Origin of the sequence: Enterobacter sp. 03-F-07-AD-ECC, assembly GCF_047530935.1 — a bacterium.
GTDB lineage: Bacteria > Pseudomonadota > Gammaproteobacteria > Enterobacterales > Enterobacteriaceae > Enterobacter > Enterobacter cloacae.
Genome location: NZ_JBLKBZ010000002.1, coordinates 341,886 through 355,578, shown reverse-complemented (window position 1 = coordinate 355,578; position 13,693 = coordinate 341,886). Strand labels below are relative to the sequence as shown.

Below are 13,693 nucleotides of genomic sequence, written 5' to 3'. Positions count from 1 at the left end.
TCTCTGGGGATTATCAGTGAAGCGCGGCGAGCGAAAGGTGAAATCGGTCACAAAGCAATCGCTGGTGTATTATAAATCTCATAAGATTAGTTATGGAGTTTGTTGCGATGGAAATCAAACTGCACGCCAATGCGACCACGACGCCGCGCATCCGCCGTTATCTTCAACAGTCTGAGAAGAGCGACAGAGAGCTGGCCGTCGAGCTGGGTATTTCGGTCACCACCGTCAGACGCTGGCGCAATCGCGACCAGGTGTCGGATAACCATACGACGCCTAAAGTGATACACAAAGCGATGAGACAAGAGCAGGTTGCGCTGGTGAATGCCCTGCGTGACATCCTGGGCGCGCCGTTGGATGACCTGCTGCTTATGGTTAACGACGTCCTGGGCATTGCCGTTTCCCGCGCCACCCTGAACCGCTATCTCAAACCGGCCGCTGCAAAGCAAAAAGGGATCCCCTTGCAGGGGAAAAAGGCGCTGAAAGCGGGTATTACGCCCCATGCACTGGAACTGCACCATTTGCCTTTGTCGCTGCATATGGACGACGGCGGGGAGCAGCATCTGCTTTGGGCGCGAGAGCCGGTGAGCGGCTGGTGCTATGCCCGGCTTTATGCGGGGCTGTCGCCTCAACGACTGAATACCTGGACGCAGGAGGTGCTGGCGGCGTGTCCGGCTGCTATACAATCTATTGAGACTTTTGGTTTTGAGGCGACGCTGGCTGTTAACGACATTGCGGTGAAGGCACATCAACGTACCTGCAGTGCACTTCAGGTGATGGTGCCCTTACGCGATATTATTCCGCGGGTGAATGTTGAACCGGCAGGTGTGCTATTGATGACCTTGTGCGAGTTTTACAACCGGGGTAAAGCGCAGAAAAAACTGGGGGAAAGTACGCCGCAGGCCTTTCTGGAAGGGCTGCGGCGCGAGGCTTAAAGAATGTCGAGCACATCTTCCGGCGGACGCCCGATGCGCGCCTTGCCGTTTGCCACCACAATTGGGCGTTCAATGAGCTTCGGGTTGTCAACCATCGCCTGCACGAGCTCAGCTTCAGTGAGACGCGTGTCGTCCAGGTTAAGTGACTTATAGAGATCCTCTTTCTGGCGCATCAACTCACGTGCACTGCCTATGCCCAGCATATGCAGGAGCTGGCGGATCGTCTGCGCGTCTGGTGGTGTCTCCAGATACAGCACCACCTCAGGCTCTACGCCGTTGGATTTCAGCAGGCTGAGGGTGTCGCGGCTCTTGGAGCAGCGAGGGTTATGGTAGATTTTTACCGCGTCAGTCATATTTTCTTCCTTTTTACATCTTTTCGTACGGCTTGAAGCGCTGCTGTAGCGCGCGCAGCTGATCGATACGCGCATCGTAACGGGCCTGTTGCAGGCTGCCAAGTTTGACCTGTGAACTGGCGCTGCTGAGCATCGAAATGGCCTGATCCAGACGCCCCACCAGGGCAAATCCTTCGGCGCGTGCCGCCAGTTCCTGATCGCGGTTGCCCAGCTGGGCTTCTGCCTGAGCGAGCAGATCCCAGCCGTTTTGATCGTCTTTATTGTCGAAGGTGTAGCGGTTCAGAATGGTGGCCGCTTCACCCGGCTGGCCGCCCTGCAGATAAGCGTTCGCCAGGTTAAGCTGCAGCACCGGGTTGGTCCGCACCTCTTTGGCACCTTTCAGGCGATTAATCGCATCGGCAGGTCTCTTCTGCCCCAGATCGATATCCGTGGAGAGGTCGAGATACCACGGGTTATTCGGGTCGGCGGCCAGCAGCGGTTGCAGCGTTTTTCGCGCTTCGTCGTATTTGCTGGCTTCCATCGCCTGCAGGGCACGGCCGTATTGCGCCGCGTTCTTCTCGCGCACGTTGCCTTTTGCCAGGGCATCCAGCAGGTCGCTGGTGAGCTGGTTGCGCCCGGAATTGTACATGCCCAGCGTTCTCACTTTCGCCATGTAGAAATCCTGTGAGGATTGCACCACCACCGGACGCATCTGATTGGCACGGTTACGCGCATCGGACAGACGGCTTTCCGGTAACGGGTGGGTGAGCAGAATTTCGGGTGGACGTGACGAGTAGCGTGCCTGATCGAGCAGTTTTTCCAGGAAGCTGGGCATGGCCTGAGGGTCAAAGCCCGAGCGCTGCAACACCTGGATGCCAATGCGGTCCGCTTCCTGTTCGTTTTGCTGGGTGAAACTGATCATCCCCTGGCGCGTGCCTGCCAGCGTGCCGGTTAATGCGGCCATCCCGGCCTGCGGGCTGGCCATAGCCAGCAAAATAGAGCCCAGCGCACCCACCCAGGTCAGGGGCGCGTTGCGTTTCTGGTCTTCCATCGCACGGGCCAGATGGCGCTGGGTCACGTGGGAAATTTCGTGCGCCATGACCGACGCCAGCTGGCTTTCGTTATCGGAATAACGGAATAACGCCGAATGCAGCACCACGTTACCGCCAAAGAAGGCGAAGGCGTTGATTTCGTCGTTATTAATTAAATAGAAGTGGAAGGGGGTTTTTACCGAGTTGGCGTGCACGACCAGGCGCATCCCCAGACCATTAATGTACTGCACCAGCAATGGGTCATTGATCAGCGGAGCACTGCCGCGCAGCTGGCGAACATAGTAATCACCCATCTGCATCTCCTGACCAATGGAGAGCGTGCTTCCTGCTGTGGTGCCCATGTCCGGCAATGAATCGGACGAATCAGCAAAAGCTGGCAACACCTGACCGACCGTTACGGCGGCAATCAGTGTCGCAACCACTGTTTTTTTCAACTGCCTGAACATAACCACTGTCCTGTATTTTGGATGTGCTAATTTGACCGATGAACCCGCATATCGTTCATCTCCACTGCCCTGCGAGTGTAGCCGTGTTGTGGCATGAAGAAAATCCCATTCATCAGGCTTTTGCGGATTGTGACAGCGATACAAAAAGCGAAAGTCTTTTTTGTGACAGTTAGATACAATTCACCTTCTGACTCCCGTCATTCGATTCAGGGAAGGGTTGTATGCTCGAAATGTTAATGCAGTGGTACCGGCGCCGGTTTAGCGACCCGGAAGCCATTGCTTTGCTGGTTATTCTGGTTGCCGGGTTTGGTATTCTGTTCTTCTTCAGCGGCCTTCTGGCGCCACTGCTGGTGGCTATTGTGCTGGCCTATCTGCTGGAGTGGCCAACCGCGCGGCTGGAAAATATCGGTTGCTCCCGACGCTGGGCGACCAGCATCGTGCTGGTGCTGTTTGTTGGCATTCTGTTGTTGATGGCGTTTGTGGTCATGCCCGTCGCCTGGCAGCAGGGGATCAACCTGATCCGCGATATGCCCGGCATGTTAAATAAGCTTTCTGATTTTGCCGCCACGCTGCCGCGTCGTTATCCGGCGCTGATGGACGCGGGGATCATCGATGCGATGGCCGAAAACATGCGCGCCCGCATCATGACCATGGGCGATTCGGTGGTGAAATACTCCCTGGCGTCGCTGGTTGGGCTCCTTACGCTCGCCGTCTACCTGGTGCTGGTACCGTTGATGGTGTTCTTCCTGGTGAAGGACAAAGATCAGATGCTCAACGCCGTGCGGCGTATTCTGCCGCGTAATCGCGGGCTGGCCGGGCAGGTGTGGGAAGAGATGAACCAGCAGATCACCAACTACATTCGCGGCAAGGTGCTGGAGATGATTGTGGTTGGGGTCGCGACCTGGATTGGCTTCCTGATCTTCGGGCTTAACTACTCGCTGCTGCTGGCGGTGCTGGTGGGGCTGTCGGTCCTTATTCCGTATATTGGCGCTTTTGTGGTCACCATTCCGGTTGTTGGGGTCGCGCTGTTCCAGTTTGGCCTGGGCACCGAGTTCTGGAGTTGCTTCGCGGTGTACCTGATTATTCAGGCCCTGGATGGCAACCTGCTGGTGCCAGTGCTGTTCTCAGAGGCGGTAAATCTGCATCCGCTGGTGATTATCTTATCGGTGGTGATTTTTGGCGGGCTGTGGGGATTCTGGGGCGTGTTCTTTGCCATTCCGCTGGCGACGCTGATTAAAGCCGTCGTCCATGCATGGCCGGATGTGCCAGCGGTGGAGGAGAAGTAGTTTTTGTGCGGCCTGATGCCCTTCTCCCACGGGGAGAGGGGGAAAACACTAAAAACGGCAACCAGGTTGCCGTTTTGCATTTATCTTGTAGGTCGGGTAAGGCGAAGCCGCCACCCGACACTCACTTTCAGGCACTTTGTTTCAGCCAGTTCAGCACCACGTCGTGGTGGTTGCTGGTTTTGAAGTCGTCAAAGACATGTTCCACTTTACCGTCAGCGTCAATCAGGAAGCTGATGCGGTGAATGCCGTCATAGGTTTTGCCCATAAACGTCTTCTCGCCCCAGACGCCGAACTGCTCACAGACCTGATGATCTTCGTCGGAAAGCAGCGTGAAGTTCAGCAGCTCTTTTTCAGCAAATCGTGACAGCTTTTCTGGCTTATCGGTGCTGATGCCCAGCACTTCCACGCCGGCTTTTTTCAACTCGTCCATGTTGTCGCGTAAGCCGCAGGCCTGCACAGTGCAGCCCGGGGTCATGGCTTTCGGGTAGAAATAGACCAGAACACGCTGTCCCTGGAAGTCGGTCAAATTTACTTGCTCACCATCCTGATCCGGTAAGCTAAATTTCGGTGCGATGTCACCGGCTTTCAGTGGGTTCATTACTCAACTCCATCCTGTTCATGCTGCGAATAATTTACGACGCTTATACTGCCTTGCGCGTGTAATTCTGTACAGAGGGCTTTGAACGCTTGCTCGATATTTGACGCATCCTGTGATGCAGGACTGTGGGCGGTGATTTGAATAAAGAGGGTAGGAACGGCACTCTCATCAGCCGGTTGTGTGCGGGAAACCAGCTCGGCAATGTTCATCTGATGGCTGTCAAACAGCGCGGTAAAACGCTCGATCAGATGAGGGGAATCAGGAACTTCAACCTGTACCCAGACGGTGGCAGGCATGGCCGGACGCGGACGCGCATTGGTGCGTTTCATCACGATCAGCAAATCCAGCTCCGCGCCTTTCAGCGGCAGGGTAGATTCGATAAGCGTGATGGCGTTCCATGTCCCGGACAGCAGCATAATAAACGTGAACTCTTCGCCCAGCATCGCCAGACGGCTGTCCTCGATATTACAGCCGCAGCTGCTCACGTGGCGGGTAATGGTGTTCACGATACCCGGCCTGTCAGCACCCAGCGCAGTGATAACCAGGTAATGTTGTGATGAGGTTGTCAAACCTGTTCTTCCTTTGCTTGGTTAAGTCTTCCTAAGGAAAGCATAAAAAAAACATGCATACAACCGCCTGAGGGCCTCAGGTCGCTTGCTTTTATTACAGTTCCAAACGTACCATTGAGGCTCTTGTTCGCACAGAGGATGGCTCATGTTCACGGGAAGTATTGTCGCGCTTGTAACACCGATGGATGAAAAAGGTAATGTCTGCCGGTCAAGCATGAAGAAGCTGATTGATTACCATGTCGCCAATGGAACCTCGGCGATCGTTTCGGTAGGGACTACCGGTGAATCTGCAACGCTGAGCCACGAAGAGCACGGCGATGTGGTGATGTTGACCCTCGAACTGGCTGACGGACGTATTCCGGTCATCGCGGGAACGGGCGCGAATGCAACCGCAGAAGCGATCAGCCTGACCCAACGTTTTAACGACAGCGGCGTTGTTGGCTGTCTGACGGTCACCCCTTACTACAACCGTCCTACTCAGGAAGGTTTGTTCCAGCATTTCAAAGCCATCGCTGAACATACTGACTTGCCACAAATTCTGTATAATGTGCCGTCCCGTACTGGCTGCGATATGCTGCCGGAAACCGTTGGTCGTCTCTCGAAAGTAAAAAATATTATCGGGATTAAAGAGGCGACAGGGAACTTAAGCCGCGTTCATCAGATCAAAGAGCTGGTTTCAGACGACTTTATCCTGTTGAGCGGTGACGATGCGACCGCGCTGGACTTCATGCAGCTCGGTGGTCATGGCGTGATCTCCGTAACGTCGAACGTTGCGGCCCGCGATATGGCGGAAATGTGCAAGCTGGCGGCGGCAGGTCACTTTGATGAAGCCCGTCTCATTAATAAACGTCTGATGCCGTTGCACAATAAATTATTTGTCGAACCCAATCCGATCCCGGTGAAATGGGCATGTAAGGAGTTGGGACTTGTAGCAACCGATACGCTGCGTCTGCCAATGACACCGATTACCGACCACGGTCGTGAAATCGTCACTGCAGCGCTGAAGCATGCCGGTTTGCTGTAAAGTTTAGGGAGATTTGATGGCTTATTCAGTACAGAAGTCGCGCCTGGCGAAGGTTGCGAGTGTTTCGCTTGTTATGCTGCTCGCTGCCTGTAGTTCAGACTCGCGCTACAAGCGCCAGGTGAGCGGTGATGAATCCTATCTGGATGCGACCCCGCTTGCTGAACTTCATGCACCGGCTGGCATGATCCTGCCGATTCAGAACGGCGATTATAATATCCCCGTGACCAACGGCAGCGGCCCGGTGGGCAAAGCGCTTGATATTCGTCCGCCAGCACAGCCTCTGGCGCTGGTGAGCGGGGCGCGTACCCAGTTTACCGGTGATACCGCGTCTCTGATGGTGGAAAGCGCACGTGGCAGCACGCTGTGGCCACAGGTGGTGAGCGTCATTCAGTCGAAGAACTACACGATTGACAAGCGCGATGACGCCAGCCAGACGTTAACCACCGACTGGATCGAGTGGAACCGTCTGGATGAAGACCAGCAGTACCGTGGTCGTTATCAAGTCTCCGTTAAACCGCAGGGCTATCAGCAGGCAGTTACCGTTAAGCTGTTGAACCTGGAGCAGGCGGGTAAACCGGTGGCGGATGCTGCCTCTATGCAGCGTTACAGCACTGAAATGCTGAACGTGATTGCGGCGGGTCTGGATAAGAACGCCACAGACGCGGCTAACGCCTCACAGAACCGCAACGGCATGACGTTTGATGTCCAGAGCGGCGCGGATGATACCGGCCTGCCAATGCTGGTTGTTCGTGCGCCATTCAACCAGACCTGGCAGCGCCTGCCAGCGACGCTGGAGAAAGTGGGCATGAAGGTGACCGACAGCACGCGTTCAACCGGTAGCATAACCGCAACGTATAAGCCGCTGTCCGACAGCGCATGGCAGGAGCTGGGTGCACGCGATCCACAACTCGCTTCCGGCGACTACAAGATTCAGGTAGGCGACCTTGATAACCGCAGTAGCCTGCAGTTTATCGATCCGAAAGGTCACACGCTGACCCAGTCGCAGAACGATGCGCTGGTCGCGGTCTTCCAGGCTGCATTCAGCAAATAAATACGAGGGCTGGTGAATCCAGCCCTTTTTATTTTCGTGCTACGCAAACGTGTGCGTGGCATAATATGCCCAGTTTTGAACACAAATCATCACACCAGGAGTAATCAAGATGCAGAAGCAAGCTGAGTTGTATCGTGGCAAAGCGAAGACCGTATACAGCACGGAAAACCCGGATCTGTTGGTGCTCGAGTTCCGCAATGATACGTCAGCAGGGGATGGCGCACGCATTGAGCAGTTCGATCGTAAAGGCATGGTGAACAATAAGTTCAACCACTTCATTATGACCAAACTGGCCGAAGCGGGTATCCCGACTCAGATGGAAGCGTTGCTGTCCGATACGGAATGTCTGGTGAAAAAACTGGATATGGTTCCGGTTGAGTGCGTCATTCGTAACCGTGCCGCGGGCTCCCTGGTGAAGCGTCTGGGCATTGAGGAAGGCATCGAGCTGAATCCACCGCTGTTCGATCTGTTCCTGAAAAACGACGCCATGCACGATCCGATGGTCAATGACTCCTACTGCGAAACCTTCGGCTGGGTGAACAAAGAGAACCTGGCGCGCATGAAAGAGCTGACCTACAAAGCCAACGACGTGCTGAAAAAACTGTTTGATGATGCTGGCCTGATCCTCGTCGACTTCAAGCTGGAGTTCGGTCTGTTCAAAGGCGAAGTGGTACTCGGCGACGAGTTCTCACCGGACGGCAGCCGTCTTTGGGACAAAGAAACGCTGGATAAAATGGATAAAGACCGTTTCCGTCAGAGCCTGGGTGGCCTGATTGAAGCGTACGAAGCAGTGGCTCACCGTTTAGGCGTTAAGCTCGACTAACTCCCTCATCGCCAAAGGATGTTCATATCCTTTGGCGTCTTACCTTTGTTTCCTATGGTAATCTTGCCGTTAACCGCCTACGATCATAGCTATTATTAATGGAATAGTTCGAGGTAGTTATGCGCTGGCAAGGGCGTCGTGAAAGTGACAATGTAGAAGACAGACGTGGTGATAGCGGTGGCGGCCCTTCCATGGGTGGCCCCGGTTTCCGTTTACCCAGCGGAAAAGGCGGAATCATTCTGCTGATTGTGGTGCTGGTTGCGGGTTACTACGGGGTCGATCTCACCGGGTTAATGACCGGTCAGCCGCTGCAGCAACAGCAGCAATCTCAGCGCTCCATCAACCCAAATGAAGATGAAGCGGCCAAATTTACCTCCGTTATTCTCGCGACCACTGAAGACACGTGGAGCCAGCAGTTTGAGAAAATGGGGCGCAGCTACCAACAGCCGAAGCTGGTGATGTACCGTGGTGCGACCCGCACTGGCTGCGGCACCGGACAGTCGGTGATGGGGCCGTTCTACTGCCCGGCAGACAGCACCGTCTATATCGATCTCTCTTTTTATGATGACATGAAACGCAAACTCGGTGCCGACGGTGATTTTGCTCAGGGCTACGTGATTGCGCATGAAGTGGGGCATCACGTGCAAAAATTGCTGGGCATTGAGCCTAAGGTTCGCCAGCTTCAGCAAAACGCCTCGCAGGCAGAGGTCAATCGCCTTTCCGTGCGTATGGAGCTGCAGGCGGACTGCTTCGCGGGCGTCTGGGGTAACAGCATGCAGAAGCAGGGCGTGCTGGAATCTGGCGACCTGGAAGAGGCGTTAAATGCCGCAGAGGCCATTGGTGACGACCGTCTCCAGCAGCAGAGCCAGGGCCGGGTTGTGCCGGACAGCTTCACTCACGGGACGTCAGAACAACGTTACACCTGGTTTAAACGCGGTTTTGACAGCGGTGACCCGGCGCAGTGCAATACCTTCGGTAAAGCCATGTAATGCTGGCGTTTGACCAACTGATTAGCCAGCTTGAGCGCACCGGCCAGCGTCGGCTGGTGGTGCTCAGCGGTGATGCGCAGTGGTCCCTGGCGCAGGCCGGGGCGCTGCGTGATACGCTTTCCGGGGATTGGGTGTGGCTGGATGAAAACCCTTCCCGGGAGATAAGCGGGCTGCTGGGGCGCGAGTTCCGGCATGCTGTTTTTGATGCCCGCGTCGGGTTTGATGTCTCAGCCTTTGCCGCCCTGAGCGGAACGCTGCGTGCCGGGAGCCTGCTGGTACTGTTGGCCCCCCCGCTTGCGGTGTGGGCAGACACGCCCGACAGTGATTCCCTGCGCTGGAGCGACAGCGCGGAACCCATACCCACGCCGAATTTCATTCGCCACTTTTGTCAGACGATTACCCGCGACCCCGATGCAATCGTCTGGCAGCAAAACCAGCCGTTAACCCTTCCTCCATTTCCTGATGCCCCTGACTGGCAACCCGCTAACGGTGCACCCCAGCGCGAGCAGGCGGAGATCCTGCAGGCACTTCGTGCAATGCCGAAAGGCGTTGCGGCCGTTACCGCCCCGCGCGGGCGGGGAAAGTCGGCGCTTGCCGGCATGCTGCTGAACAGCATTGAGGGCAGAGCAGTTGTCACCGCACCGGCAAAGGGAGCAACGGAGGTCATCGCACGGTTTGCGGGTGAACATTTTCACTTTATGGCACCGGATGCGCTGCTGGCCTTCTCACACCATGCCGACTGGCTGATTGTCGATGAGGCGGCGGCCATACCCGGCCCTGTGCTGGAGAAGCTGGTTGCGCGCTTTCCACGGGTACTGTTAACCACGACGGTACAAGGGTATGAAGGAACCGGAAGAGGGTTTTTGCTTAAATTCTGCGCGCAGTTCAGCGCCCTGCAGCGTTATACCTTATCCACCCCCGTTCGCTGGGCTGCGGGATGTCCGCTTGAGCGGGTTGTCGCCAGCGCACTGCTGTTTGACGACACGCTCATCGACCAGCAGCCGAAAGGAGAGGTGCAACTGACCTCTCTGGCCCCCGACGCATGGGAGCACACGCCTGCACTCGCCGCGAGTGTCTACGAGCTGCTTTGTGCGGCCCATTACCGTACCTCGCCGCTGGATCTGCGCCGTATGATGGACGCCCCCGGTCAGCACGTTGCCGTCGCGCAAACGGACCCGGTCATTGCGGGCGCGCTGTGGCTGGTAGACGAAGGCGGGTTAAGCCCGGTGCTAAGTCGCGCAGTATGGGCGGGTTTTCGTCGACCTCGCGGCAACCTTGTCGCGCAGTCTCTGGCCGCGCATGGCGGCACGCCTCTGGCAGCAACGCTGAAAGGTCGACGGATCACGCGCATCGCTGTTCACCCTCACCGGCAACGGGAAGGGATCGGCCGGGCGCTCATCCGCGAGGCCTGCGGGGAGGATTATCTCTCGGTGAGCTTTGGCTTTACCAACGCGCTGTGGCATTTCTGGCAGCAGTGCGGCTTTGAGCTGGTACGGATAGGCAGCCACCGCGAAGCCAGCAGCGGCTGCTATACCGCAATGGCATTATTGCCGCAAAGTGAGGCGGGGCATCGTCTGTGTGAACAGGCCCGGCTGCGCCTGCATCGCGATGCGCGCGTCTTATCATTGTGGAATGGCGAAAAGATCCCGGTGGCAGATGAGTGGGAAGCTACCCTTAATAGTGACGACTGGCTGGAGCTGGCAGGCTTTGCCTTTGCACACCGGCCCTTTGCTACGTCCGTTGCCGCATTGACGCGTTTGCTGCTCGCCGTCGATCTGCCGCTTCCGGCCCTGCGCGGTAAAATTGAGGCACGAAGAGAGGACGCTGCGCTCAGTGATGAACTGTCGCTCACCGGGCGAAAAGCGGTGCTGGCAAGATTACGCGCTGAAACGGCGCAGGCCCTTGAATGTCTTGATAAAGCACGCAGTCAGCAGCTCAAAAGTGACATTTTGCAATGGCAATTTTTTCAATGACTTCTTCAGTAAAGTGGCATGGTCATTCCCTCCGCAAGGCGTAGAATCCAGGTCATCAATTAAGGAGACCGCCATGAAACACGATCATTTTGTTGTTCAAAGCCCCGACAAACCGGCTAAACAGTTACTGTTGCTGTTTCATGGCGTTGGCGATAACGCCGTCAATATGGGAGAGATTGGTCGCTGGTTTGCACCTGTTTTTCCTGAGGCGCTGATTGTCAGTATCGGCGGCGTGGAGCCGTGTGGCCCTGACGGACGGCAGTGGTTCTCCGTTCAGGGCGTGACGGAAGAGAACCGTCAGGCGCGTATTGATGCCATTATGCCGGTCTTTATCGAAACCGTGCGTTACTGGCAGCAGCAGAGCGGCGTCGGTGCCGACGCGACCGCGCTGATTGGCTTTTCACAGGGGTCAATTATGTCGCTGGAGAGCGTGAAAGCAGAGCCGGGTCTGGCTTCGCGCGTGATTGCCTTTAACGGCCGTTTCGCGACGCTACCGACGAGCGCGACCACGCAGACAACGATCCACTTGATCCACGGTGGCGAAGACCGGGTGATTGAGCTTTCGCATGCCGTAGCTGCCCAGGAAGCACTGATCCGGGAAGGTGGGGATGTGACGCTGGATATCGTTGACGATCTGGGTCATGCGATTGACGATCGCAGCATGCAGTTTGCGCTCGACCATCTGCGCTATACCGTACCGAAGCACTACTTTGATGAAGCGCTCAGCGGCGGTAAGCCGGACGATGATGATATTGTTGAGTTTATGTGATTATTTCCCCTCACCCTAACCCTCTCCCCTAAGGGGAGAGGGAACATGGCACCCCTCGCCCCTCTGGGGAGAGGGGCTGGGGGTGAGGGGATTACTTCTTCTGGTCTTTCTTTGGCCAGTCGTCGTCGTCATCCCACTTATCGTTAAAATCACGATGAGGCGGAAGATCCGGCTTGTTGGCGAGGAATTTTTTATGGTCAACGCGCTTAAGATCTTTAATCACGTTAAGCAATACGCCTACCAGAAACACTAACACCAGAATCCACCAGTACTTTGCAAGCCAATCCATTCGCTATTCCTCTCAGAGCGCTCGTCAGGCGACGATTTGCTCCATAATACGTTGATACATACGGGCCAGCAGTTGTAAATCCGCGGCATTTACACACTCATTGATTTTATGAATGGTCGCGTTCACTGGCCCCAGTTCGACAACCTGAGCTCCCATGCGGGCGATAAAGCGTCCGTCTGAAGTGCCACCCGTCGTCAGCAGTTGTGGCTTAATTTCATTATAGTGCTCGATGGCGTTCACCACCGCATCCACCAGTTTGCCACGCTGTGTCAGGAACGGCTGGCCGGAAAGCCACCAGTCCACGGTGTAACGCAGTTGATATTTTTCCAGCAGGGCGATAACGCGCGCTTTGATCATCTCATCGGTCAGTTCCGTGCTGAAACGGAAGTTAAACTGAACGAAACAATCGCCCGGGATCACGTTGTTGCTGCCGGTTCCGGCCTTCACGTTCGCAATCTGCATGCTGGTTGGCGGGAAGAACTCATTGCCTTTGTCCCACTCAATGCTCACCAGTTCACTCAGCATCGGCGCTGCGCGGTGAACTGGGTTATCGGCCAGATGCGGGTACGCCACGTGTCCCTGTACGCCGTGAATGGTCAGGTTACAGGTTAACGAACCGCGGCGGCCATTTTTCACCACATCGCCCACCACCTCGGTGCTGGACGGCTCGCCGACCAGACAGTAGTCCAGACGCTCGTTGCGGGCCATCAGGGCCTCAACTACCTTGACTGTGCCGTTATGGGCGCTGGCTTCTTCATCAGAGGTAATGAGAAACGCGAGACGGTTTTTATGGTTCGGGTGCTGGGCGACAAAGCGCTCAGCCGCCACAACCATTGCCGCCAGGGAGCCTTTCATGTCTGCGGCACCGCGGCCAAACAGCATGCCATCGCGGATGGTTGGTTCAAACGGAGGGTTGATCCAGCGGTCCGCATCACCTGCGGGAACCACGTCGGTATGCCCGGCAAAGGCCAGCGTTTCGCCCTGGCCACGCCAAGCCCAGAAATTCTGGGTGTCGCCAAAATCCATACGCTCCACGGTAAAACCGATGGCACGCAGGCGCTCAATCATTAATGCCTGACAACCTGCGTCGTCCGGGCTAAGGGAAGGACGGCGAATAAGCTGCTGAGTCAGCTCAATGACCGGGCATGACATAAACTACACCTCAACGAAAAAAGTCGGAATAAAGGGTTTCACTGAAACCCAGCAGCATAGGCTGCCCGGGCGCGCAGAGCAATGGGCGTTTGATGATTGCTGGCATTTCAAGCATCAGATTTGCTGCGCTGTTGGCATCCTTGATGCTGGCACGCAGTGATTCGTCCAGCTTGCGCCAGGTCGTGCCGCGGGTGTTCAGCAGCGCTTCCCACCCCAGTTCGTTAATGGCGGTATGCAGAAATTCTGCATCAAGCCCATCGGCACGGTAATCGTGGAAGCGGTACTCGACGTTGTTAGCTTCGAGCCAGCGACGGGCTTTTTTGATCGTGTCACAATTTTTAATGCCGTACATGACAACCATGTTGAATCCTTTTGTTCTTATGACCATTAAATGTTCAGTAAATTCGA

15 protein-coding genes are annotated in these 13,693 nt (G+C 55.9%); 8 read left to right on the top strand and 7 right to left on the bottom strand.

What is annotated here, in order from left to right; translation table 11 throughout:
• Positions 1-107: 107 nt before the first annotated feature.
• Positions 108-932, top strand: coding sequence for a homeodomain-like domain protein (locus ACMWKA_RS04510; protein ID WP_040022967.1), 825 nt, complete (start codon positions 108-110; stop codon positions 930-932).
• Here the strand turns inward: ACMWKA_RS04510 and arsC are convergent.
• The gene (arsC, locus tag ACMWKA_RS04505; RefSeq protein ID WP_040022957.1) at positions 929-1,285 is read right to left on the bottom strand and encodes an arsenate reductase (glutaredoxin); all 357 of its coding nucleotides are present in this window, start codon (positions 1,283-1,285) and stop codon (positions 929-931) included. The genes ACMWKA_RS04510 and arsC overlap by 4 nt on opposite strands.
• A 13-nt stretch (positions 1,286-1,298) precedes the next feature.
• Positions 1,299-2,762, bottom strand: coding sequence for a beta-barrel assembly-enhancing protease (gene bepA, locus ACMWKA_RS04500; protein ID WP_414760020.1), 1,464 nt, complete (start codon positions 2,760-2,762; stop codon positions 1,299-1,301).
• 221 nt (positions 2,763-2,983) lie between these two features.
• On the opposite strand from bepA, the gene ACMWKA_RS04495 reads away from it, so the two are divergent.
• Complete coding sequence (locus ACMWKA_RS04495) at positions 2,984-4,048, top strand: AI-2E family transporter (RefSeq protein ID WP_013098230.1); 1,065 nt, start codon at positions 2,984-2,986, stop codon at positions 4,046-4,048.
• A 127-nt stretch (positions 4,049-4,175) separates the two neighbouring features.
• Here the strand turns inward: ACMWKA_RS04495 and bcp are convergent, their stop codons facing one another.
• Complete coding sequence (bcp, locus tag ACMWKA_RS04490) at positions 4,176-4,646, bottom strand: thioredoxin-dependent thiol peroxidase (RefSeq protein WP_013098229.1); 471 nt, start codon at positions 4,644-4,646, stop codon at positions 4,176-4,178.
• Positions 4,646-5,215 (bottom strand): glycine cleavage system transcriptional repressor, encoded by a 570-nt coding sequence (locus tag ACMWKA_RS04485; protein WP_013098228.1) that lies wholly within the window; start codon positions 5,213-5,215, stop codon positions 4,646-4,648. The genes bcp and ACMWKA_RS04485 overlap by 1 nt, the downstream gene beginning before the upstream one ends.
• Positions 5,216-5,360: 145 nt before the next feature.
• Here ACMWKA_RS04485 and dapA point away from each other — a divergent pair, with 145 nt between their 5' ends.
• The 6 genes from dapA to ypfH all read left to right on the top strand — a co-directional run bounded on the left by dapA (position 5,361) and on the right by ypfH (position 11,844).
• Positions 5,361-6,239, top strand: coding sequence for a 4-hydroxy-tetrahydrodipicolinate synthase (gene dapA, locus ACMWKA_RS04480; RefSeq protein ID WP_013098227.1), 879 nt, complete (start codon positions 5,361-5,363; stop codon positions 6,237-6,239).
• Between the two features lie 16 nt (positions 6,240-6,255).
• Positions 6,256-7,290, top strand: a complete 1,035-nt coding sequence (gene bamC, locus ACMWKA_RS04475) for an outer membrane protein assembly factor BamC (RefSeq protein WP_013098226.1) — start codon at positions 6,256-6,258, stop codon at positions 7,288-7,290.
• Positions 7,291-7,399: 109 nt separating this feature from the next.
• Positions 7,400-8,113, top strand: coding sequence for a phosphoribosylaminoimidazolesuccinocarboxamide synthase (gene purC / locus ACMWKA_RS04470; protein WP_008501631.1), 714 nt, complete (start codon positions 7,400-7,402; stop codon positions 8,111-8,113).
• Positions 8,114-8,232: 119 nt separating this feature from the next.
• Complete coding sequence (locus ACMWKA_RS04465) at positions 8,233-9,102, top strand: neutral zinc metallopeptidase (protein WP_029882266.1); 870 nt, start codon at positions 8,233-8,235, stop codon at positions 9,100-9,102.
• Positions 9,102-11,075: a tRNA(Met) cytidine acetyltransferase TmcA gene (locus tag ACMWKA_RS04460; RefSeq protein WP_414760019.1), complete on the top strand. Its 1,974-nt coding sequence runs from the start codon at positions 9,102-9,104 to the stop codon at positions 11,073-11,075. Before ACMWKA_RS04465 ends, ACMWKA_RS04460 begins: the two co-directional genes overlap by 1 nt.
• Before the next feature lie 73 nt (positions 11,076-11,148).
• On the top strand, positions 11,149-11,844 hold the full coding sequence (ypfH, locus tag ACMWKA_RS04455; RefSeq protein ID WP_013098223.1) for an esterase: 696 nt from the start codon (positions 11,149-11,151) through the stop codon (positions 11,842-11,844).
• Positions 11,845-11,935: 91 nt separating this feature from the next.
• Here ypfH and ACMWKA_RS04450 read toward each other — a convergent pair whose 3' ends face one another.
• From ACMWKA_RS04450 to ACMWKA_RS04440, 3 genes are read right to left on the bottom strand one after another with little or no spacing between them, the layout of a single operon-like run.
• Positions 11,936-12,133, bottom strand: a complete 198-nt coding sequence (locus tag ACMWKA_RS04450) for a YpfN family protein (protein ID WP_013098222.1) — start codon at positions 12,131-12,133, stop codon at positions 11,936-11,938.
• 24 nt (positions 12,134-12,157) lie between these two features.
• On the bottom strand, positions 12,158-13,285 hold the full coding sequence (gene dapE, locus ACMWKA_RS04445; RefSeq protein WP_013098221.1) for a succinyl-diaminopimelate desuccinylase: 1,128 nt from the start codon (positions 13,283-13,285) through the stop codon (positions 12,158-12,160).
• 10 nt (positions 13,286-13,295) lie between these two features.
• Entirely contained in the window at positions 13,296-13,646 is a 351-nt protein-coding gene (locus ACMWKA_RS04440) for an ArsC family reductase (protein ID WP_013098220.1), read from the bottom strand.
• Positions 13,647-13,693: the final 47 nt, after the last annotated feature.

Coding starts and splice junctions, on each gene's coding strand:
- dapE (WP_013098221.1), bottom strand. CDS start 13,285: ATGTCATGCCCGGTCATTGAGCTGACTCAGCAGCTTATTCGCCGTCCT.
- ypfH (WP_013098223.1), top strand. CDS start 11,149: ATGAAACACGATCATTTTGTTGTTCAAAGCCCCGACAAACCGGCTAAA.
- bamC (WP_013098226.1), top strand. CDS start 6,256: ATGGCTTATTCAGTACAGAAGTCGCGCCTGGCGAAGGTTGCGAGTGTT.
- dapA (WP_013098227.1), top strand. CDS start 5,361: ATGTTCACGGGAAGTATTGTCGCGCTTGTAACACCGATGGATGAAAAA.
- bcp (WP_013098229.1), bottom strand. CDS start 4,646: ATGAACCCACTGAAAGCCGGTGACATCGCACCGAAATTTAGCTTACCG.
- bepA (WP_414760020.1), bottom strand. CDS start 2,762: ATGTTCAGGCAGTTGAAAAAAACAGTGGTTGCGACACTGATTGCCGCC.
- ACMWKA_RS04460 (WP_414760019.1), top strand. CDS start 9,102: ATGCTGGCGTTTGACCAACTGATTAGCCAGCTTGAGCGCACCGGCCAG.
- arsC (WP_040022957.1), bottom strand. CDS start 1,285: ATGACTGACGCGGTAAAAATCTACCATAACCCTCGCTGCTCCAAGAGC.
- ACMWKA_RS04465 (WP_029882266.1), top strand. CDS start 8,233: ATGCGCTGGCAAGGGCGTCGTGAAAGTGACAATGTAGAAGACAGACGT.
- ACMWKA_RS04495 (WP_013098230.1), top strand. CDS start 2,984: ATGCTCGAAATGTTAATGCAGTGGTACCGGCGCCGGTTTAGCGACCCG.
- ACMWKA_RS04510 (WP_040022967.1), top strand. CDS start 108: ATGGAAATCAAACTGCACGCCAATGCGACCACGACGCCGCGCATCCGC.
- purC (WP_008501631.1), top strand. CDS start 7,400: ATGCAGAAGCAAGCTGAGTTGTATCGTGGCAAAGCGAAGACCGTATAC.
- ACMWKA_RS04440 (WP_013098220.1), bottom strand. CDS start 13,646: ATGGTTGTCATGTACGGCATTAAAAATTGTGACACGATCAAAAAAGCC.
- ACMWKA_RS04450 (WP_013098222.1), bottom strand. CDS start 12,133: ATGGATTGGCTTGCAAAGTACTGGTGGATTCTGGTGTTAGTGTTTCTG.